This is a genomic window from Kribbella sp. NPDC049584, from assembly GCF_040675555.1.
GTDB lineage: Bacteria > Actinomycetota > Actinomycetes > Propionibacteriales > Kribbellaceae > Kribbella.
In genome coordinates this window covers 299222-320790 of sequence record NZ_JBFAPF010000011.1, presented here as the reverse complement: position 1 = coordinate 320790, position 21569 = coordinate 299222, and the positions used below count along the sequence as shown (strand labels likewise).

Here is a 21569-nt window from a genome sequence, read left to right as displayed (position 1 = left end):
GTCCGTCAGCACAGGATCCGGACGGATCGCATCCACCCGATCGCCCCGCCACCACAAGAGTTGTGGGCATGACGAACACGAACGCGGTGACCGCGCCCCAGCACAGCGGCGTGAAGCGAAGCCTGCCCGCCCTCGGCCTGTTCTTCTTGTCGCCCCTGGTCGCGGAGTTCCTGCTCGGGAACATCCCGATCAGCGCGTTCTACGCGATCCTGACGCTGGCGCCGCTGTACGGCGGCGGCGCGGTCCTGATCCGCGAACTCGTCCGCCGGCGCGGTTGGGGCTACCCCAGCGTGATCGTCCTCGCCCTCGCGTACGGCGTGATCGAGGAAGGCATCACCACCCAGTCGCTGTTCAACCCGAACTACGCCGACCTGCGCCTGCTCGACCCCGGCCACATCTCCGCGCTGGGCATGGGCGCGCCGTGGACCGTGTTCGTCCTCGGCCTGCATACGGTGTGGAGCATCACCGTCCCGATCGTCTTGATGGAGTCGGTCTCCCGCCACCCCCGCGAGCCGTGGCTCGGCAAGCTCGGCCTGTGGGTGTACGGCATGCTCTTCCTCGCCGGCATCGTCGCGACCACCGCGTTCGGCTACACGAAGGACTCGTTCCGCGCGTCGACCGGCCAGGACATCGGAGTCGGCATCGCGATCGTCGTCCTGGTCGCCTTGGCGGTGTGGATCGGCCGCCGGGGCAAACCGCCGTACGACGGGAAGCGTTCCGTCGGCGTGGATCGTCGGCGTGACCGCTCTGGTGCTCGGTTCCGGCTGGATGGTCGTCAACGACCAGATCAAGAACGGCTGGCTCGAGGCGGTCCTGCTGCTGGCGGTCGAGGTACTCACGGTCGTCGTCATCGTCACCTGGTCCCGGCGGACCGGCTGGACCCGGCTGCACACGTTGGCCGCCGCCGGCGGCGCGCTGCTCACCTACGCGTGGCACGCATTCCCGGAGACGCCGGTCTTCGACGCCCCGCGCAGTACCGACCTGATCGGGAACGCGATCTTCACCCTCTTGGCGGTGGCTCTGCTGATCTCTGCGACAATCACGTGTGACAAGTTCGGTGACTCCTGACACACGCAGTACTACGCGGCACGTCAGCCTGGCGTTGTTCGCGCTGGCGACCGGTGGTTTCGCGATCGGGACCACCGAGTTCGTCACGATGGGGCTGCTGCCGCAGATCGCGGACGGCGTACACATCTCGATCCCGACGGCGGGCCATGTCATCTCGGCGTACGCGCTGGGTGTCGTGGTCGGCGCTCCGTTGATCGCGGCGTTCGGTGCGCGGACCGGCCGGAAGCGGTTGCTGCTCGGCCTGGTCGCGGTGTTCGTGATCGGCAACGTGCTGTCGGCGGTTGCCTCGAGCTACGAGTTCCTGATGGCGGCGAGGTTCCTGTCCGGCCTACCGCACGGAGCGTTCTTCGGGATCGGCGCGGTCGTCGGCGCTTCGATGGTGGCGCCCGAGCGACGTGCACGGGCGGTGTCGATGACGATGGTCGGCCTCCCGGTCGCGAACATCATCGGCGTACCGCTGACGACATTGCTGGGCCAGCGGCTCGGATGGCAGGTGCCGTTCCTCGCGGTCGGCGTACTGGGGACGTTGACACTAGTTGCAGTGTGGCTATGGGTGCCGGCTCAACCGATCGGCAGCGACGTGAACGTCCGCAGCGAACTCAGCGCCCTCACGCGGCCGCAGGTGTGGATGGCCCTACTGGTCGGCATGGTCGGCTTCGGCGGCATGTTCGCGACGTACTCCTACATCACCCCGACGATGACGGAGCTGGCCGGCTTCTCCGAGGCCGCGGTGACGATCGTGCTGGCCGTGTACGGCGTCGGCATGACGGTCGGGACTGTCGTGGGCGGTCGGCTCGCGGACCGCTCCCTGATGGGCAGTGTGTACGGCGGACTGGCCGCGGTGGCCGTCGTACTCGGAACGTTCGGCTGGCTAGCGCAGACGCGGCCCGGCGCGCTGATCGCGGTGTTCGCGATGGGGTGCTCGGCGAGCATCCTCGTACCGGCGCTGCAGACCCGCCTGATGGACGTCGCGCACGAGGGCCAGTCACTGGCCGCGTCGCTCAACCACTCCACGTTGAACATCGCCAACGCACTCGGCGCCTGGCTCGGCGGCGTCGTACTCGCGGCCAGCTACGGCTACGAGTGGCCGAGCCGACTGGGTGCCGCACTCGCTGTCGCGGGCCTGCTGCTCGCACTGATTTCCGGTCTGATGGAACGTCGAGGGACAAATCAGGTGCTTGCCTGACCTGCTGGTCACCGCCCACTTGGTTGAATCGGGGTATGGCGACGATGACCCTGAGCGCGGCCGATCAGGTACGGCGGCGTGGGCTGCGGCGGATGCGGTCGGTGGCGTTGGCGCTGCTGCTGCTCGCGGCGGTGATCTACGTGGCGACGCTGCACCTCAGCGGCGGCTGGGCTTACCTCAACGCGGCGTCCGAGGCGGCGATGGTGGGTGCGCTGGCGGACTGGTTCGCGGTCACCGCGCTGTTCCGGCACCCGCTCGGCCTGCCGATTCCGCACACCGCGATCGTGCCGACCCGCAAGGACAGCCTGGCCGAGAGCCTGGAGCAGTTCGTCACCGAGAACTTCCTGTCCGAGGAAGTCGTCGCGGAGAAGATGCGTACGGCGCAGGTGAGCCGCCGGGTCGGTGAATGGCTCGCGGACGGCACCCATGCCGAGCGGATCGTGGCGGAAGGTGCGCGGACGATCGGGGCGGCGCTGCCGCACATCGGCGACGAGGATGTGTCGGCGTTCGTGCGGGGGACGTTGCTGCCGCGGTTCGTGAAGGAACCGTTGAGCCCGATCGCGGGCCATTTCGTCCAGTCCGTGGTCGAGGACGGCGCGCATCACGCGCTGTTCGACCTGCTGATGGTCGAGGCGTACGACTGGCTGGCGGGCAACCGGGAGCTGGTCGCGGACGTGGTCGGTCCGCGGGCGCCGCGCTGGTCGCCGCAGTGGGTGGACCGGCTGGTGATCGACCGGATCCACCGCGAGGCGCTGGCGTGGCTGGCCGACGTACGCGACAACCAAGCGCATCCGGCGCGACGGGCTGTCGACCGGCTGCTCGCGCAGTTGGCCGACGATCTGCAGCACGACCCCGAGACGATGGAACGCTTCGAGGCGTGGAAGACGCGGATGCTGACACATCCCGACATGGCCTCGAGCCTGACTGCGGTCTGGGACGCGATGCGTACGGCGCTGATCGACTCGATCAACGACCCCGACAGCACGCTGCGGACGCGCGCGGTCAAGGCGATCCGTGATCTGGGCGGCCGGCTCCAGGACGACGAAGCGCTTCGCACCCGCGTCGACGCCCGCGCCGTCGAAGCCGTCGGGTACGTCGTACGCACGTACGGCGCCGAGATCGTGTCCGTCATCTCCGACACGATCGAACGCTGGGACGGCCGCGAGGCGTCGGCGCGGATCGAGCTCCACGTCGGACGCGACCTCCAGTTCATCCGCATCAACGGCACCGTGGTCGGCGCGCTCGTCGGCCTCCTCATCCACACCCTGAGCCAGCTGCTGTGAAGCCGACGTACATCCGCAAACGCAAACGGCCTTCGGGATCGGGGCTCTGGCCGACATACCAACTGGAGACAGACGCCTTCGGCACGTGGTTCTACACGCCGGCACACTCCTTGTATCGCGGCAACAACGGCGAGACCTGCGAGGTCGCCCAGCTCGGTCCAGGTGAGCCTGGTGAACATTCGGTCCACCTTGCGCCGCACGACGGCTGGTGGTTCGCGTACTTCCGCCGGAGCGGACTCCTGCACGTCGACGTGAGCACCCCGCCGGCCCTCGTGGGATCGGAGTGGACGTTCGAGGACCTCGAGCTCGACCCGTTCCGCCGAGCCGACGGCACCATCGGCACCGAAGACTGGGACGAGCTCGCCGCCGCCCACGCAGCCGGCCTCATCACCGACGCCGAACGCAAGGCAGCCGAAAACGCTGCCCACACGCTGGAACATCACTTCGTCGCAGCCGTAGAACCCTTCGGCCGGGTCGGCTGGGATCGGTTGGCGGAGTCGATAGACCTGGGCCTGCCGCCGCTCACCGACTTCGGAGACCGCCCTCTGGATTAGATGCCGCAGTTGGGTGCACTCCACGAGTTCGTCATACGGATGTCTACGTGGGTGTGGTCGTTGTGGTCGGGGTAACCGGGGCCGAAGATGCCGCCGAAGTCGTGGTTGCGGGCTTCCTTCGCCATCGTGCAGAGCGAGTGGACACCGATGAGGCGAGCGGAGCGGCCGTACAAGTGCCCCGCAGACCGAGCCGAAGACGGTCGGCTTCTACGTCAACGCCGGCAAGCCGATCGGCGGCAGGCTCGCCATCGCTTTGTACGAGCCGGTTTAGACCCAGCTGTGGAGGTCGGCGGCGTCCTTGGAGAATTGTTCTGGGGAGTCGTCGGCGACGAACTCGAGGAGGGCGTTGATCTCGCGGGGTTCGGCGGCGAGGCGGTCCAGGACCGGGCGCCAGAGGGACTCGCGGGCCGCGAGGGGCAGCCGGTTGTTGGACGGCCACCACGAGAAGACGTGGACCGTGCTCAGCCACGGCATCAGTGCCTCCAGTTGCTGGAGGCACTGGGCGTCGTCCAGATCGACGGGCGGCTGCCAGTACGTCTTGAGGTTGGGAGCGCCGACGTCGAGCAACAGCGTGATCGTCGAGTCGACCTCGTCGGTGAGCGTGTTCCGGTGGAACTCCATCGCGATCTCGATGCCCGCGCCGGCGGCCATGTCGGCCAGTTCGCCCAGTCCGCGCGTCACGGCCATCCGGTCGCCGACGCCCGCTTCCGCCGTGCCGACGTTGCCGGCCCAGACCCGGATCAGGGGTGCGCCGAGCGCCTCGGCGGTGGCGACCGCGGAGCGCATCTCCTCCCGGTCCACGTTGCCGGCCCGGAGATAGGAGCCGTACGCCGCGACCTGCAGGCCGTGGACCTCGGTCAGGTTCCGCACCCGCTTGGCGTTGACGAGGTTGCCGAGCGGGACATGCACGTCACCGCCCCACTCGATCGCCGCGAGTCCGGACTTCGCCGCTACCTCCACCACCTGGTCGACCGGCAGCTGCCGAAACGTCACCGAGACCAGACCGGTCCTCACACCCACGCGCGCCTCCTGGTGTCCACTCCTCCTATCCAACCGCATCACACCAGGCCACTCACGCCCCGCGTCACCCGCTGGACTGCCGTTCGCTGTCTCACGTCATGAGCAAAGTAGTTGGATGCGGCTGTCGGCCGGGCTTACGCTGACGCCGTGCCGGAACAGCGAAGAGGATTCACCTACGGGTTCACCGCCTACCTGATCTGGGGACTCTTCCCGCTGTACTGGAAACTTCTCGACCACTCCGGCGCGGTGGAGCTGCTCGCTCACCGGATCCTCTGGTCGCTGATCACGATCGCGATCCTGGTCGCCGTACTGCGGAAGTTCGGCCGGGTGAAGGCGTTACTCACGGAACCACGGCGCCGCTGGCCGTTGATCGCCGCGGCGTTCTTGATCTCAGTGAACTGGGGCACCTACATCTGGGCCGTCGGCCACGGGCATGTCGTCGAGACCTCGCTCGGCTACTTCATCACCCCGCTGTTCACCGTCCTGCTCGGCGTCTTCGTCCTGAAGGAACGGCTCCGGCCGATGCAGTGGACCGCGCTGGGGATCGCCTTCGTGGCCGTCCTCGGGCTTGCGATCGAGAACGGGAAGCCGCCGTGGGTGGCGATCATCCTGACGCTTTCGTTCGGGTGCTACGGCTTGGCGAAGAAGCAGGCCGGCGCCGGGGCGATCGAGGGCATGGCTGTCGAGTCCGGCACGGTCGCTCCGCTGGCGCTCGCGGCGATCGTCGTCCTCGGGCTGCAAGGCCACGCGACGGTCACGCACCACGGCACGGCGTACCTCGTCCTCGTCCTGCTGACCGGCCCGATCACCGCCGTACCCCTGCTGCTCTTCGGCGCCGCGGCCACCCGCGTCTCGATGACGACCCTCGGATTGCTGAACTACATCGCCCCGATCATGCAGTTCATCTGCGGCCTGCTGATCTTCCACGAACAGATGACACCGATGCGCTGGGCGGGCTTCGCCCTGGTCTGGGTAGCGCTGGCCCTGTTCACCTTCGACAGCATGCACACCCGCCGCCGCACCCTCGCCCTCGAACGCGCCGCACTTACCGCCTCCGCCGCCTGACGCGTACCCCGAACCTGCTTGACCGCGTCTATTCAGGACATTTAGTATCCAGGTTATGAAGATGAACGAGGGCGTCGAGTGGGCGATGCACAGCTGTGTGAATCTCAGCTGGGCGGCCGGTGAGGCGGTCACTGCCAAGCGGCTCGCGGCGTTCTACAACCTGCCCACGGCGTACCTGAACAAGCAGCTCCAGGCGCTGACCCGGGCCGGTATCCTCACCTCGGTCTCGGGTCCGAAGGGCGGCTTCCAGCTGGCCCGCGACCCCCGCAATATCAGCCTGCTCGACATCGTCGTCGCGATCGACGGGCCGGACGACGCGTTCCGCTGCACGGAGATCCTCAAGGAGGGCCCCGGCGCCGATACGCGGGCCGATTACACCAAGACCTGCGTGATCTCGCAGGCCATGCGCGGCGCCGAGCTGACCTATCGCCGCGAGCTGGCGAGCAGGTCGATCGCGGACATCGCCGACGAGGTCGTCCGCCGGACCCCGGCCGCTCCCGACAACACCCGGAACCGGTTCGCGAATCTCAAATCCTGACGTCTTCCGCCGCTCTTCCACAGAAGCTAATTCTGGATGTCAAATATCCGCAACCACACTTGCCCTCAGCAACTAAAAGGAGAAACTGTGATGACTGTTCTGATCCGCGCCACCGAAGCCGAAGTCCTGTCCGCGAGCGGTGTCACGCTGCTGGCCGACGTGCCCGACACCAGCGGCCACCTGACCAGCCACCGTTCGATCTTCCAGCCGGGCAAGGAAGGCGCTCCCCCGCACCTGCACCACGAGGCCGCCGAACTGTTCTTCGTGCTGGGGGGCTCGCTCCGTGTTCTCACCGGCGACAACCTGACCGTCCTCAACCCGGGCGACTTCCTGCTCGTCCCGCCGAACACCCCGCACGCGTTCGAGGCCGCCGGCGACGAGCCGGCCGAGGTCCTCTTCGTCCTCACCCAGGCCAAGCCCCGCTTCGGCTACTACCGCCTGCTCGAAGGCGCCTACCGCGGCGACACGGACTGGGACGAGGTCGCCAAGACCAGCGACCTCTACGACAACCACTACGTCGAGAGCGCAGCCTGGCAGACGCGTCAGTCCTGAGCTGATGGGCACAGGGAACCATGGCGCATGACTGGTTCCTGACGGCGGTCGAACGTGGAAACCCGGGGACAGACATCGACTCGGACGGTGCCTGGTCCGAAGGGAACCTCGTCCGGCCGCTGGTCCACGGGGCGACGTACTTCCGGCGTCTGTACGACGAGTTGTGCAAGCTGCAGCCCGGCGATCGCGTCTACTTCACCGACTGGCGCGGCGATCCCGACGAGAGGCTGTACGACGACGGTCCGACGATCGGTGAAGTACTCTGCGATCTCGCTGGTTCCGGAGTGGAGGTCCGTGCGCTGCTCTGGCGCTCGCACTCCGACCACCTCAGCTTCAACGCCCAGGAGAACCAGCATCTCGGCACCGAGCTCAACGAGGCCGGCGGTGAGGTGCTGCTGGACCAACGGGTACGCCGGCTCGCGTCGCACCACCAGAAGCTCTTCGTGATCCGGCATCGCGACGATCCGGCCGCCGACCTCGCGTTCGTCGGCGGTATCGACCTGTGCCACGGCCGGCGCGACGACGAACGCCACCTGGGTGACCCGCAGACCGCGCCGATGGATCCGCGGTACGGCGACCGGGCGCCCTGGCACGACCTGACCCTCGAGATCCGCGGGCCGGTGGTCGGGGATCTGCTGCGTACCTTCGTCGAGCGCTGGGACGATCCGCATCCGCTCGACCGGCGGACGCCGTACCGGATGGCGGTGCAGCGGCTGGCCCGGATGCCGCGGCACCCTGGCGACTTGCCGGAGGCGTTCCCGGATCCGCCGCCGGCCGGGCCGCATGCCGTCCAGGTGCTGCGGACGTACGCGCACAAGCACCCCGGGTTCCCGTTCGCTCCACGCGGTGAATACAGCATCGCGCGCGCGTACCTGAAGGCGTTCGGCCGGGCACAGCGGCTGATCTACATCGAGGACCAGTACCTTTGGTCGGCGGCGGTGACCGAGGGCCTGCACGCAGCACTGGAACGCTCGCCGGACCTGCACATCATCGCGGTCGTCCCGCGGTACCCGGACCAGGACGGCCGCATCAGCGGGCCACCCGCACGGCTTGCCCAGCTGGAGGCGCTTCGCCGGCTGGACTCCGACCGGGTCGCCGTCTACGACCTGGAGAACGAGAACGGCGTACCGATCTATGTCCACGCGAAGGTGTGCATCGTCGACGATGCCTGGATGACCTGCGGATCGGACAACTTCAACCGCCGGTCGTGGACCAACGACAGCGAACTGACGTGTGCGATCGACTCACCTGAACTCGCCGGCTCGCTGCGGCGCCAGCTCTGGTCCGAGCACCTCGGCGCCGCTTCGCCCGACCTCGACCCGCGCTCCGGTTTCAAGCAGTGGCAGGCCACGGCCGCGGCTCTCGACGGATGGTACGCCGAGGGCTGCCGTGGGCCACGGCCCGGCGGACGGATCCGCGCCCACCACCCGCAGCCCCTCGGCCGGTTCGAGTCGCTGTGGGCCGGCTGGCTCGCCGACCACCTCTACGATCCCGACGGCCGCCCCCGCGCAGCCCGCCGCCGGAACACCTTCTAGCACGGTGTGAGGTCTGACACTCGACGTCACAATCTCGGTCGCTGCGGGGTCGTATGTATGACCGAGGAGGGCCGAATCGTGCCGGGTCCCTTGAACAATGTGCGCAATCTGCGCGCGAGAGTGTTCCCTGATCACTGGTCGCTGCTGTTCGGCCAGATCGCCTTCTACAGCTTCGTTGTGGTGACGCTGACCGGCCTTGTGCTGATGGTTCCGTACCAGCCGTCGGCCCAACACGTTGTGTACGACGGTCCCTACGCACCGCTGCACGGCGTACAGATGTCGCAGGCCCTGGACTCGACGATGAAGATCAGCTTCGAGATGCGTGGCGGCCTGCTGATCCGTCAGATGCACCACTGGGGCGCACTGATCATGGTGGCAGCGATCCTGCTGCACCTGCTGCGGCTGTTCTTCACCGCGGCGTTCCGCCGGCCGCGGCGGCTGAACTGGCTGGTCGTTTTCGGGCTGCTGATCATCACGCTGGGCGCGTGCCTCACCGGTACCTCGCTCCCGGACGACATGGCGTCCGGCACGAGTCTCGCCGTACTGGACGGCGTGCTGCAGGCGACTCCGTTCGTGGGGACGCAACTGTCGGCGCTGCTGTTCGGAGGGGACTTCCCGGGCGATGTGATCGCACGGTTCTACCCGCTGCACATCATCGTCCTACCTGCACTACTGGTTGTGCTCTTCGTCGTCAGCGGAGTCCTCGCGCTGAAGAACAAGCCCGCGCAGTTCGCGGGCCCCGGGCGTACCGAGGACAACGTGGTCGGAAGGCCGGCGGCTGTCGCCGTGGTCAAGGGCGCGGGCCTGTTCGCCTTCGTGGTCGGAGTAGTGACCCTGATGGCTGCGCTGGCCACCATCAACCCTGTCTGGCTGTTCGGTCCTGCCGATCCGGCCAACACCTCGGCCGGAGTCGGTCCGGCGTGGTACCTCGCCTTCCTCGACGGTGCGCTCCGACTGGCACCCGGGTGGGAGGCCGTCTGGTGGGGCAGGACCATCAGCTTCGCCATCCTGCTCCCGGTGGCGATCTGCACGCTGTTCCTTGCGCTCGTCGGCATCTACCCGTTCATCGAGGAGCGAGTGACCCGCGACCGGCGGGAGCACAACCTCCTCGAACGCCCGCGCAGCAACCCGATCCGCACCGGCATCGGCGTGGCCGGAATCGTCTTCTACGGCACCCTCTGGGCCGCGGCCGGCGCGGACACGATGGCCGTCCAGTTCCACCTCTCGGTGAACGCCCTGATCCACCTGTTCCAGGCACTACTGATCCTCGGCCCACCGATCGCCTTCAGCATCACCCGCCGCCTCTGCCTCGGCCTGCAGTTGCACGATGCCGAGGTCGCGGCGCACGGCATCGAAACCGGCCGGATCCTCCGGCTTCCCAGCGGCGGGTACGTCGAAGAGCACGGCCCGGCCAAACCTCAACTCACGTCATCGGAGGGCAGCCGCGTGGATGCGACCGGTGGTCGTTGACAGCGGCCGGGCGCTCGCGGCACTGCGCTTCGCGATGATCTCGGCGGCGATCGAGATCGCCGTTTCCTCGGGAGTTCGCGCGCCGAGATCGAGACCGGTCGGCGACAACAGCCGGGCCAACTCGTCCTCGGTCAGACCCGCCGCCCGCAACCGGGACAGTCGGTCCTCGTGGGTACGCCGCGAGCCCATCGCGCCGATGTAGCCGGCGTCCGTGCGCAAAGCCAGCTCCAGCAGCGGTACGTCGAACTTCGGATCATGCGTCAGCACACAGATCGCCGTACGGCTGTCGATCGCGTCGAGCTGACCGGCGAGGAACCGGTGCGGCCAATCGACCACGACCTCGTCCGCGTCGGGGAACCGCAGCCGCGTCGCGAACACGCCGCGGGCATCGCACACGGTCACGTGGTACCCGAGGAACTTGCCGACCCGGGCGACCGCGGCCGCGAAGTCGATCGCACCGAACACGAACATCCGTGGCGGTGGCGCGAGCGCCTGCACGAACACCGCGACGTCCGCACGCCGGCATTCACCCTGAGCGCCGTACTCGCGGATCGCGGTCGTGCCAATGTCGAGCATGGCCACCGCGTCCTCGGTCACGGCCGCGTCCAGGCCAGGATCGCCCAGGCTGCCGCTGACCGAGTCCGCCTCGACGACGATGCGCCGGCCCAGGCTTTCTCCCGGCGTGACGACGGTCGCGACCGCTACCGGTCGCCCCGAGCCGACCGCGTCGGTCACCGCCCCGAAGTCTGCGAACGTCACCGCGTCGACGGGCTCGACCAGAACCTCGACCACACCGCCACACGTCAGACCGATCGCGAAGACGTCGTCGTCGGACACGCCGTACCTGCGTACCTCGGGCCGGCCCGTCCGGATGACTTCCTGCGCCACCGCGTAGACGTCCGACTCGACGCAGCCGCCGGAGACACTGCCCACCGCCACGCCGGCGCCGGACACGGCCATCGCGGCGCCCGGCTGCCGAGGCGCCGATCGGAACGTGTCGATCACCGTCGCGAGCGCGAACCGGTCGCCCTCGGCGTACCAGCGGCGCACCTGGGGCAGGACGTCACGCACCCATGTCCTCCGCGCCCGCCTTGACCGCCTCGCGAATCCGGGAGTACGTGCCACAGCGGCAGATGTTGCGCAGTTCGTCGAGATCGGCGTCGGTGATGTCGCGGCCCTCCTTCCGGGCCTGCTTGACCTTCGCGACCGCGGCCATGATCTGACCGGGCTGGCAGTACCCGCACTGCGCCACGTCGTACTTCAGCCAGGCCTCCTGCATCGGGTGCAGGTCCTTGCCGACGGTCGCCGGCAGCCCTTCGATCGTGGTGACTTCGTCGGTCGGCTCGATGTCCTTGACCTGGACCGAGCACGGGTTGAACGCCTTGCCGTTGATGTGCGAGGTGCACGACTTGCAGACCTCGAGCGCGCAGCCGTACTTCGGGCCGGTGACGCCGAGCAGGTCGCGCAGCACCCACAGCAGCCGGACGTTGTCCTCGGCGTCGACGCTGATCTGCTTGCCGTTGAGCTTGAACGTGTGCGTTGGCATGGATTCCTCAGAACGTGTGGTCGAGGCCGTCGGTCGGCGACTGCGGAGTGGACGGCTGCAACGGCAGCGGCTCGAAGCCGAGCGTGCCGTGGTTGATCGGGAAGTACGTCGGCATCGTGCCGGTTGCCCGCGCATAGGCACACGCGACGGCCGCGAAGGCCGGAGCCACCGCGAGCTCACCGGCACCGCTCGGGCTGTCGCTCGTGTTCGGCATGATCACCACCTCGACGTCCAGCGGTGTGTTCCACTCGCGGGTGTAGAAGTAGTTGTCCCAACTGCCCTCGAGCGGGATGCCGTTCTTGATGTGCAGGCTCGACGTCAGCGCCAGCGCGATCGCGTCCTGCAGACCGCCGATCATCTGGGCTTCCAGACCCCGCGGGTTGATGCAGAATCCGGGATCGACGACGATCACCGCCTTGGTGACCCGCGGACCGGTCACGCCTTCGCCCTCGACCGGCCGGCCGACCGTCTCCGGCCGGCAGTCGATCTCGACCAGCGTCGCGACCGCGGCCCGGTACTCCGAGTGCACGCCGACGCCCTGCGCCGTACCCTTCGGCATCGTCTTGCCCCACTGGCCGACCTCGGCCGCCTTGTTCAGCACGGCCAGCAGTCGCTTGTCCTTGAGGAAGTTCCGCCGGAACCGGACCGGGTCCTGACCCATCTTCGCGGCGAGCCGATCGACCACCAGTTCCTCGGCGCAGACCACGTTCGGCGAGTAGATGTTGCGCATGCTGCCGGTGTTGAACTTCAGCGGGACCTCGTTGAGCAGCTGGGTCGTGACGCCGAAGTTGTACGGCGACGACTGGGTCAGCTCGAAGATCGTCTCCGCGAACGACAGGTTGCCGCCCACCGGCAGGTCCGCGGCGAAGGCCGTGATCATCTCACCCAGGCCGTGCCCGAAGTCGGTCTGCACGCTGGTGTGCCGCTGTTCGTAGCTGAGCACGTTGCCGGCCAGGTAGTTCACCCGGACCCTGGAGGTGCTCATCGGGTGCGTGCGGCCCTGGCGGAAGTTGTCGGTGCGCGACCAGGACAGCTTGACCGGCTTGCCCATCTTCTGCGAGATCTCCGCGGCCTCGGCCGCGACGTCGTGGAACAGGTGGCGACCGAACGATCCACCACCCTGGACGACATGCACTTTCACCGCGTCGATCGGCAGACCGAGCTGTTTGGCGATGTCCTCCTGGGCCACGATCGGCACCTTGAGGCTGGACCAGATCTCGGCGCTGTCCGACCGGACGTCCGCGATCGCGCAGTCCGGTTCGAGCGGGCTGTTGCTGGCGAACGCGAAGACGAACTCGGCGTCGATCGTCTGCGACAGCAGCGGCGGCACGGCCATCGGCAACTGGGCCGCGCGCAGCTTCGCCAGCACGGTGGCGTCGGACTCGTTGTCCACCGTGCCCGGTCCCCAGGTCGCGTCGACCTTCTGGATCGCGTCGATGCACTGGCCGAACGTGTCGCCCCTGATCGCGACACCGTGGGTGATGCCAACGACATCGGAGATGCCCGGCATCGCCCGCAGCGCGGCGAGGTTGTTGATCGACTTCAGCGTCCCGTTGATCGTCGGCGGCCGGGCCACCATGGTCGGCTTCGCGCCGGGGACCTGCAGGTCCATCGCGAACTGCTTGCGGCCGGTGACGATGTCGTGGCCGTCGACCCGGTTACGCGGCTGACCGAGAACACTGAACTCGGACGGAGACTTCAGCTCGGCGGACACCGTGATCGTCTTGGCGCTCGCGGCCGCCTCGGCCAGCGATCCGTACGTCGCCGTACGGCCTCCCGGACCACTGAGCACACCGGCCTTCGTCGTCACTTGGCCGGCAGCGACGCCCCAGTGCGCCGCGGCCGTGTCCACCAGGCGTTGCCGAGCGATCGCGGCGGCGGTCCGCACCGGGAGGTACATGCTGCGCATCGAGTTCGAACCGCCGGTCAGCTGGTTCATCAGCAGCTCCGGCCGCGCGTCCGCCAGGCCGATCTCGACCTTGTCCATCGGCAGGTCCAGCTCTTCGGCCACCATCATCGCGAACGCGGTGGTGATGCCCTGGCCGACCTCGGCCCGCGGCACCGCGAAGAACGCGGTACCGTCGGTCTTCAGCTCGACCGTGATCAGGCCGGACGTCGGCGCGGCCGCAAGGTTCTGCAGGTCACCGAGGTCGAAGATGTCCACCGGCTGCGGGAGCGACGGGACGGCGGCATCGGCCGGGCGCGGGTCGGTTTCGTTGGCGATCCAGCTCACGCCGACGGCGAGCGTGGGCGCGGCGATCAGGTAGCCGAGGACGCGACGGCGGCCCAGCAGTCCGCGTCCGCCGCTCGGCTGATCGGTTGGTCGGTCCAACGAACGGGGGCGTTCGGCCATCAGGATCCTCCGTGCTCGAGCAATGCTGGGAACGCAGTCTGGCACCGCCGGTCGCGCGGCGGGATGGCCACGATGCCTACGTTTCATGGGGTTTCACTGTGCACAACGCACAGGCCCACGGCCGGGTCACGGAGACGGCGGGAACAGTCTGAAGGCACGCAGTGCGAGACCGAGCTCCAACTGGAAGCCGTCGTCGGTGAGGTTACGCCCGGTGATCTGATGGATCCGGTGCAGCCGGTTGATCACCGTGTTCCGGTGACAATGCGCAAGCTCGGCGGTACGACGGACCGAGCCGGCCGCCGTCACCCAATTGTCCAAGGTGCGGAGCAGCAGTTCACGTTCGGCCGCGGGCACCGTCATCAGCGGCACCAGCCAGGTCTGCACGAGTTGCTGTGCCAACTCCGGTGCGCTCAGCAACAACGCCTCAGGGAGCCGCTCGACCAGCGCCGCGACGTCGATCTGACCGGCGGGCAGGGTCCGGCGGGCCATCATCGCCTGGCGGTAGGCGACGTCGACCTCGGCCAGGCCGGAAACGATGCCGGACAAGCCGGCGGGCGCGTCCACGACCTCGCGCAGGATGCCGAGCACCTTGCCGGCCGATTCTGTGCCCAGGGCAAGCAGGCCGACGACGGTCTGCGGCCGCACCTGCCAGGCGGAAGCGACCCGGATTCCGGCGAGGCGGCGCCCGAACGAGGTCGTCGTACAGTCGTCGTCGATCAGGTTGTCGATCGCCACCACCAGGTACGGGCCGTCGACCGGAAGGTCGAGGACGGCCGCCGCCTCCTGGACGAAGGCCCGATTCGCCCGGCCTTCCAGCAGACCCTCCCAGAGGGTCGACCTGCGTTGCTCGTCGGCGCGGACGAGATACCGCTCGGCGGCGTGATAGGCGGCCGCGACCTGCGACGACGTACGGTCGACGACCTCCCACACCTTGCCGGCGACGTCCAGCAGGACCTCGGACTCGGCCATCCCCTGGGCGCGCGCTTCGTCGATCAGCGCCTCCCAGACCAGCCGGCCACCGAGGCGGAAGGACTTCAGCACGTCGTCCAACGGCATCCGTTGCTCGGCCCGCCGTCGTCCGGTCGCCAGCGCGGCGTCGAAGTAGTGAACGCCCGGGTTGTCGCCCGCGGCAATCATCTGCACGACCCGGGCGACGTTGTCATGACACGAACGCCACAGATCCTGCCGCGGCACCGACCCCATCTCGAGGTACGCCGGATTCTGCTGGTGAATGGTCTCGACCAGCGCATCGGTCAATGCCGGCAGATGAAGCAGCACGCTCTCGGCGAGCGACTCCACAGTCAGCGTCGCCACCGGCAGCACGACCTTCTGACCCGTAGCCCTACTCATAGTCGGCACAGCATTGCACAGAGTCGCTGTGCCGCACAGACCTCAGCTCAGACGGAGCGGGTGGCTACCAGGTCGCAGAGGGTGTCGAGCGCTTCCCGGCCGGGGCCTTCGGGCAGGGTGCTGAGGAGTTTGCGGGCGTCGGCGGCGCGACGGCGTACGTCGTCCTCGGCTTGCTGGAAGGATGGGTGGGAGCGGAGGAGCTCCAGCGTCTCGGACAGCCGTGCGTCGTCGGAGAGGTCGGCGTCCAGGAGCTCCAGCAGGCGGGCGTCCGTGGGATCGGTGGGATCCGCCTGGGCGCGGAAGATCAGCACTGGAAGCGTCGGCACGCCTTCGCGAAGGTCCGTGCCAGGTGTCTTGCCGGACTGGTCGGACTCCGAAGCGATGTCGAGCAGGTCGTCGGCGAGCTGGAAGGCGACGCCGATCTCTTCACCGAAGGCCCGCAGCGACTCCTGCACGTCCTCCGACGCGCCGGCGTACCGGGCACCGAAGAGAACGGACGTCGCGATCAGTGAACCGGTCTTGTCGGCGACCACCGACAGGTAGTGCTTCAGCGGGTCCTGGCCTTCGCCGACACCCATCGTCTCGCGGATCTGGCCCTCGACCAGCCGGCCGAAGGTTCGCGCCTGGATCCGGACCGCTTCCGGCCCGAGGTCCGCGACCAGGTCCGACGCGCGGGCGAACAGCCAGTCGCCGGACAGGATCGCGACCGAGTTGTCCCAGCGCGCGTTCGCGGTGGACGAGCCGCGGCGCAGCGCCGCCTCGTCCATCACATCGTCGTGGTGCAGCGTCGCGACGTGTGTGAGCTCGACGACGACCGCCGCCTTCACCACCTCGTCGGACGTGACGTCAGCGCCGAACTCTGCCCCGAGCAGCACCAGCAGCGGACGGAACCGCTTGCCGCCGGCAACCATCACGTGCTGCGCGGCCGCAGTGACGAACGGAGCCTCGGACTGGGTCGCGTCGAGCAGCGCCTGCTCGACCCGTTCCAGGCCGGCACGAACCCGGGACTCGAGCGCCGCGTCGGCGAACTCGAATCCCAGGCTCTCGGCCGGCAGCGGGGTCGGACTCAACGGATGAACTCACCAGCTCGGGCCGCCAGGTCGAGCACCGGTCCGGGAACCAGACCGAGCACCACCGTGGCGGCAAGACCCAGCGCGACCGCCGACGTGGTCTGCCAGCCGGGCAGCGCCACGTCCGGCGCATCGGCCGGCAGGTCGGAGAAGAACATCAGCACGATCACGCGGACGTAGAAGAACGCCGCGACCAGGCTCGAGAGTACGGCGACGACGACCAGCGGCCACGCGCCGCCCGTCCACGCGGCGCTGAAGACCGCCCACTTGCCGGTGAAGCCCGCGGTCAGCGGGATACCGGCGAACGACAGCAGGAAGAACGCGAAGATGCCGGCCAGCAACGGCGACTTCTTGCCCAGCCCCGCCCAGCGGGACAGGTGGGTCGCCTCGCCGCCGGCGTCGCGCACCAGCGTGACGACGGCGAACGCGCCGATGGTCGGGAAGCCGTACGAGACCAGGTAGAACAGCACCGCCTGGGTCGAGGTGATCCCGTTGTGTACGCCGCTGCCGACCTGCGCGAGGCCGACGAACGCGGTCAGCAGGAAGCCTGCGTGGGCGATCGACGAGTACGCCAGCATCCGCTTCACGTCGGTCTGCGTGATCGCGACGATCGAACCGACCACCATGGTGAGGATCGCGACGATCCACATCATCGGCGCCCAGTCCCAGCGCGTCCCGCCGAGGGCGACGTAGAAGACCCGCATCAGACCGACGAATGCCGCGATCTTGGTGCAGGCCGCCATGAAGCCGGTGACCGGCGTCGGGGCGCCCTGGTACACGTCCGGCGTCCAGGAGTGGAACGGCACGGCGCCGACCTTGAACAGCAGGCCGACACCCAGCAGGCCGGTGCCGGCCAGCAGGATCGTGTCACCACCGGTCTGGGTGGACAGCGCGTCCGAGATCCCGCCGAGCGACATCGTGCCGGCGTACCCGTAGAGCAGCGCGATGCCGAACAGCAGGAACGCCGACGAGAACGCACCGAGCAGGAAGTACTTCATCGCGGCTTCCTGCGAGATCAGCCGGCGACGACGCGCCAGGCCGCAGAGCAGGTACAGCGGCAGCGAGAAGACCTCGAGCGCGACGAACAGCACCAGCAGGTCGTTCGACGCGGCGAACAGCATCATGCCGCCGACCGCGAACAGGGTCAGCGGGAAGATCTCGGTGTGCTCGATCCGGGCCGCAGTACCCTCCCGCTCGGCCTCTGAGCCCGGTACGGCGGCCGCCTGGCCGGCGAACGCGGACAGGCCGCCGTCGATCGACCGTTCGGCGAACAGCAGCACGCTGATCAGCGTCAGTGCCAGCAGGATGAGCCAGGTGAACAGCGCGGGGCCGTCGACCGAGATCGCACCCTGCGCGGCGATCAGTTCCTTCTTGTCGTTCATCAGGATGCCGGTCAGGACCCCGGACACGACCACGGCGACCACCGTGATCGCTAGCTGCACCAGGTGCCGCAAGGGTCGCGGCAGGAACGCCTCGACCAGGACGCCGACGCACGCCGCACCGAAGACGACGAGCAGCGGAGCCAGCTCGTTGTACTCGATCTTCGGCGCCGTGAAGTCCGCCAGCGGCAGCAACATCGCGCTCACTTCTGTCCCTCCGTCACGGGGATCTGCGGAGCCTTGTCGGTCACGCCGACCCGCTGCATGGTCGATTCGACCGCGGGCTTGATGATGTCCACGATCGGCTTCGGGAAGATGCCCAGGCCGATGATCAGGATCACGAGCGGCGCGATCGCGAGCAGCTCACGCGGGTTCAGGTCTTTCAGTTTCTCGATCCCGTCGCGGACCGGACCGGTCATCGTGCGTTGGTACATCAGCAGGATGTACAGCGCGGCCAGCACGATACCGAGGACGCCGATCACCGCGATCACCTTGTGCCGGCTGAACGTCCCGGCCAGCACCATGAACTCGGAGATGAACGGCGACAGGCCGGGCAGCGCCAGGCTGGACAGGCCGGCGAACAGGAACGTACCGGCGAGCACCGGCGCCACCTTCTCCACCCCGCCGTAGTCGGCGATCCGCGCGGACCCGCGCCGGGAGATCAGGTACCCGGCGACGAGGAACAGTGCCGCGGTGGAGAGACCGTGGTTGAACATGTACAGCGTCGACCCGGTCAGGCCCTGCGACGTCAGCGCGAAGATACCCATCACGATGAAGCCGAAGTGCGAGATCGAGGTGTACGCGATCAGCCGCTTGATGTCGGTCTGCCCGATCGCCAGCAGCGCGCCGTACAGGACCGAGATCAGCGCCAGCACCAGGACGACCGGGGTGGCCCACTGGGACGCGTTCGGGAACAGGCCCAGGCAGAACCGGATCATCCCGAACGTGCCGATCTTGTCCAGGATGCCGACCAGCAGCACCGACGTACCCGGCGTCGCCTCACCGGCCGCGTCCGGCAGCCAGGTGTGGAACGGCACCATCGGCGCCTTCACCGCGAACGCGAACATGAAGCCGAGGAACAGCCAGCGCTCGGTGTTCTGGCTCATGTCCAGCTTCACCATGTCGCTCAGCAGGTACGACGGGGCGCCGTGCTTGGCCGAGACGACGTACAGGCCGACGACCGACGCCAGCATCAGCAGACCGCCGAGCAGCGAGTACAGCAGGAACTTCACCGCGGCGTACGAACGCTGCGGGCCGCCGAAGCCGCCGATCAGGAAGTACATCGGGATCAGCGTGGCCTCGAACAGCACGTAGAAGAGGAACACATCGGTGGCGGCGAACACGCCGATCGACAGGGCCTCCAGGCCGAGGATCCAGGCGAAGAAGGACTTCTCCGACCAGCGGCCGTTCCGGGCGTCGTTCCAGGACGCGATGATCACGATCGGCGACAGCAGCGCGGTCAGCACCACCAGCACCACGCCGACACCATCGAGGCCGAGCGCGTAGTGCGCGCCGAAGGCCTTGATCCAGGTGTACGTCTCGGCGTAGTCCTCGGCGCCGTTGCGGTGGTAGCCGATCGCGACGATCGCGGTCAGCACCAGCGTGACGAGCGAGAACCCGAGCGCGACCTGCTTGGCCAGCAGGCCTTTCGCCTTGGGCACCAGCATCGTCGCGACGGCCCCGACGAACGGCAGCAGGAGTAACAGGGTCAGCCAACCGATGTTCACGACAACCTCACCGCGAGGAGGGCGACGACCACGAATGCGGCGCCGAAGACCATGCTGAGTGCGTACGAACGGACGAAGCCCGTCTGGACGCGGCGGAGCCGTCCGGACAGTCCGCCGAACAGTGCGGCCAGGCCGTTGACCAGGCCGTCGATGCCCCGGTTGTCGAGCCAGACCAGGGTCCGGGTCAGGTACTGGCCCGGGCGCATGAAGAGAGCCTCGTTCAGCGCGTCGCCGTACAGGTCACGCCGCGCGAACGTGGTGATCGGCGATCCGGCCGGCGCCTCGCGCGGGATGTCCCGGCGGTACATCAGCACTGCGATCGCGATGCCGGCGGCAACGACCGCGAGCGTGATCACGGTCATCACCGTGGCGCTCAGCGGAGTGTGCTCCTCCTCGCGACCGACGATCGGGCCGAGCCAGTCGACGATCCAGTGGCCGGCGAAGTACAGCGCGCCGCCGCCGAGGGAGAGCGCGGCCAGGATGATCAGCGGCCACGTCATCACCTTGGGCGACTCGTGCGGGTGCACGTCGTCGTCCCAGCGCTTCTGCCCGAAGAACGTCATCATCATCACCCGCGTCATGTAGAACGCGGTGATACCGGCGCCGAGCAGCGCGCAGAGACCGATCACGACGTTGTGCCCGAAGGCGGCCTCGATGATCTTGTCCTTGCTGAAGAAGCCGGCGAACGGCGGGACGCCGAGGATCGCGAGGTAGCCGAAGCCGAACGTCACGAAGGTGACCTTCATCGCCGTCCGCAGGCCTCCGTAGTGGCGCATGTTCACGTCGTCGTTCATGCCGTGCATGACCGATCCGGCGCCGAGGAACATGTTGGCCTTGAAGAAGCCGTGCGTGAGCAGGTGGAAGATCGCGAACACGTACCCGACCGGGCCGAGGCCGGCGGCCAGCATCATGTAGCCGATCTGGCTCATCGTCGAACCGGCCAGCGCCTTCTTGATGTCGTCCTTGGCGCAACCGATGATCGCACCGGCGAGCGCGGTGACCGTACCGACGATCACCACCGCGGTGGACGCCGCGTCGGACTGCTCGAAGATCGCGTGCGAGCGGACCACCAGGTAGACGCCCGCGGTGACCATGGTCGCCGCGTGGATCAGCGCCGACACCGGGGTCGGGCCTTCCATCGCGTCCAGCAGCCAGGACTGCAGCGGCACCTGCGCGGACTTACCGCAGGCGGCCAGCAGCAGCATCAGGCCGAGCAGCGTGGCCCAGGTCTTCGACAGGTGCTCGGCGCCGGCGTTCACGGTGGCGAAGGCGGACGAGCCGAACAGCGCCCACATGCTCATCACCGCGAGCGAGAGGCCGATGTCACCGACCCGGTTCACCACGAACGCCTTCTTCGCGGCGACCGCTGCCGAGGTCTTGTACTGCCAGAAGCCGATCAGCAGGTACGACGCCAGACCGACGCCCTCCCAGCCGACGAAGACCAGCAGGTAGTCGGCGGCCAGCACCAGCAGCAGCATCGAGGCGATGAACAGGTTCAGGTACCCGAAGAACCGCCGCCGGCGCTCGTCGTGCTCCATGTAGCCGATCGAGTAGATGTGGATCAGCGAACCCACACCGGTGATCAGCAGCACGAACAGGATCGACAGCGGGTCGATCAGCAGCGTGAAGTCGACCTTGATGTGGCCGACCGAGAACCACTCGAACAGCCGGACCGTTTCGGACCGCTCGCCGACGGCCTTGCCGCGCATCTGGAAGAACAGCACGACGCCGAAGGCGAAGGAGATCAGCGGCGCCAGCGTGCCCAGCAGGTGACCCCATGCGTTGGTGGCCTTGCCACCCAGCAGCAGGATCGCCGCGGACACTGCCGGTACCGCGACCAGCAGCCACGTCAGCTCATGACTCATCGGTGCTT

At 68.0% G+C, this 21569-nt stretch carries 19 protein-coding genes; 9 read left to right on the top strand and 10 right to left on the bottom strand.

The window, feature by feature from the left end; genetic code table 11:
* Positions 1–68 precede the first annotated feature (68 nt).
* From AB0J62_RS32435 to AB0J62_RS32420, 4 genes are read left to right on the top strand one after another with little or no spacing between them, the layout of a single operon-like run.
* The gene (locus AB0J62_RS32435; RefSeq protein WP_363879189.1) at positions 69–1049 is read left to right on the top strand and encodes a hypothetical protein; all 981 of its coding nucleotides are present in this window, start codon (positions 69–71) and stop codon (positions 1047–1049) included.
* Between the two features lie 8 nt (positions 1050–1057).
* Complete coding sequence (locus AB0J62_RS32430) at positions 1058–2254, top strand: MFS transporter (RefSeq protein WP_363879186.1); 1197 nt, start codon at positions 1058–1060, stop codon at positions 2252–2254.
* 35 nt (positions 2255–2289) lie between these two features.
* Positions 2290–3537, top strand: coding sequence for a DUF445 domain-containing protein (locus AB0J62_RS32425; RefSeq protein ID WP_363879183.1), 1248 nt, complete (start codon positions 2290–2292; stop codon positions 3535–3537).
* Positions 3534–4091 (top strand): DUF402 domain-containing protein, encoded by a 558-nt coding sequence (locus tag AB0J62_RS32420; RefSeq protein WP_363879180.1) that lies wholly within the window; start codon positions 3534–3536, stop codon positions 4089–4091. The genes AB0J62_RS32425 and AB0J62_RS32420 overlap by 4 nt, the downstream gene beginning before the upstream one ends.
* Here AB0J62_RS32420 and AB0J62_RS32415 read toward each other — a convergent pair.
* Positions 4088–4216, bottom strand: coding sequence for a hypothetical protein (locus tag AB0J62_RS32415; RefSeq protein ID WP_363879177.1), 129 nt, complete (start codon positions 4214–4216; stop codon positions 4088–4090). The two genes, AB0J62_RS32420 and AB0J62_RS32415, sit on opposite strands and share 4 nt — an antisense overlap.
* Before the next feature lie 142 nt (positions 4217–4358).
* Positions 4359–5111: a TIM barrel protein gene (locus AB0J62_RS32410; RefSeq protein WP_363879174.1), complete on the bottom strand. Its 753-nt coding sequence runs from the start codon at positions 5109–5111 to the stop codon at positions 4359–4361.
* Between the two features lie 147 nt (positions 5112–5258).
* Here AB0J62_RS32410 and rarD point away from each other — a divergent pair, with 147 nt between their 5' ends.
* The 5 genes from rarD to AB0J62_RS32385 all read left to right on the top strand — a co-directional run bounded on the left by rarD (position 5259) and on the right by AB0J62_RS32385 (position 10271).
* Positions 5259–6176: an EamA family transporter RarD gene (rarD, locus tag AB0J62_RS32405; RefSeq protein WP_363879171.1), complete on the top strand. Its 918-nt coding sequence runs from the start codon at positions 5259–5261 to the stop codon at positions 6174–6176.
* Between the two features lie 55 nt (positions 6177–6231).
* Positions 6232–6714 (top strand): Rrf2 family transcriptional regulator, encoded by a 483-nt coding sequence (locus tag AB0J62_RS32400; protein WP_363879168.1) that lies wholly within the window; start codon positions 6232–6234, stop codon positions 6712–6714.
* A 90-nt stretch (positions 6715–6804) separates the two neighbouring features.
* Entirely contained in the window at positions 6805–7266 is a 462-nt protein-coding gene (locus AB0J62_RS32395) for a cupin domain-containing protein (protein WP_363879165.1), read from the top strand.
* 20 nt (positions 7267–7286) lie between these two features.
* Positions 7287–8801, top strand: coding sequence for a phospholipase D-like domain-containing protein (locus tag AB0J62_RS32390; protein ID WP_363879162.1), 1515 nt, complete (start codon positions 7287–7289; stop codon positions 8799–8801).
* Between the two features lie 78 nt (positions 8802–8879).
* Complete coding sequence (locus AB0J62_RS32385) at positions 8880–10271, top strand: cytochrome b N-terminal domain-containing protein (RefSeq protein WP_363879159.1); 1392 nt, start codon at positions 8880–8882, stop codon at positions 10269–10271.
* On the opposite strand, the gene AB0J62_RS32380 is transcribed toward AB0J62_RS32385, so the two are convergent.
* The 8 genes from AB0J62_RS32380 to nuoL all read right to left on the bottom strand — a co-directional run bounded on the left by AB0J62_RS32380 (position 10230) and on the right by nuoL (position 21561).
* Positions 10230–11342: an XdhC/CoxI family protein gene (locus AB0J62_RS32380; protein WP_363879156.1), complete on the bottom strand. Its 1113-nt coding sequence runs from the start codon at positions 11340–11342 to the stop codon at positions 10230–10232. The two genes, AB0J62_RS32385 and AB0J62_RS32380, sit on opposite strands and share 42 nt — an antisense overlap.
* Complete coding sequence (locus AB0J62_RS32375; RefSeq protein WP_363879152.1) at positions 11335–11817, bottom strand: (2Fe-2S)-binding protein; 483 nt, start codon at positions 11815–11817, stop codon at positions 11335–11337. Before AB0J62_RS32375 ends, AB0J62_RS32380 begins: the two co-directional genes overlap by 8 nt.
* A 7-nt stretch (positions 11818–11824) precedes the next feature.
* Positions 11825–14170 carry a molybdopterin cofactor-binding domain-containing protein gene (locus tag AB0J62_RS32370; protein WP_363879149.1) on the bottom strand — a complete coding sequence of 782 codons (2346 nt, stop codon included), beginning with the start codon at positions 14168–14170 and terminating at the stop codon, positions 11825–11827.
* Positions 14171–14296: 126 nt separating this feature from the next.
* The gene (locus AB0J62_RS32365; RefSeq protein ID WP_363879146.1) at positions 14297–15520 is read right to left on the bottom strand and encodes a helix-turn-helix domain-containing protein; all 1224 of its coding nucleotides are present in this window, start codon (positions 15518–15520) and stop codon (positions 14297–14299) included.
* A gap of 47 nt (positions 15521–15567) precedes the next feature.
* On the bottom strand, positions 15568–16590 hold the full coding sequence (locus AB0J62_RS32360; RefSeq protein ID WP_363879143.1) for a polyprenyl synthetase family protein: 1023 nt from the start codon (positions 16588–16590) through the stop codon (positions 15568–15570).
* The gene (gene nuoN, locus AB0J62_RS32355; protein WP_363879259.1) at positions 16587–18167 is read right to left on the bottom strand and encodes an NADH-quinone oxidoreductase subunit NuoN; all 1581 of its coding nucleotides are present in this window, start codon (positions 18165–18167) and stop codon (positions 16587–16589) included. Before nuoN ends, AB0J62_RS32360 begins: the two co-directional genes overlap by 4 nt.
* A 5-nt stretch (positions 18168–18172) precedes the next feature.
* Positions 18173–19696 carry an NADH-quinone oxidoreductase subunit M gene (locus AB0J62_RS32350; protein ID WP_363879140.1) on the bottom strand — a complete coding sequence of 508 codons (1524 nt, stop codon included), beginning with the start codon at positions 19694–19696 and terminating at the stop codon, positions 18173–18175.
* Positions 19693–21561 (bottom strand): NADH-quinone oxidoreductase subunit L, encoded by a 1869-nt coding sequence (gene nuoL, locus AB0J62_RS32345; protein WP_363879137.1) that lies wholly within the window; start codon positions 21559–21561, stop codon positions 19693–19695. Before nuoL ends, AB0J62_RS32350 begins: the two co-directional genes overlap by 4 nt.
* Positions 21562–21569: the final 8 nt, after the last annotated feature.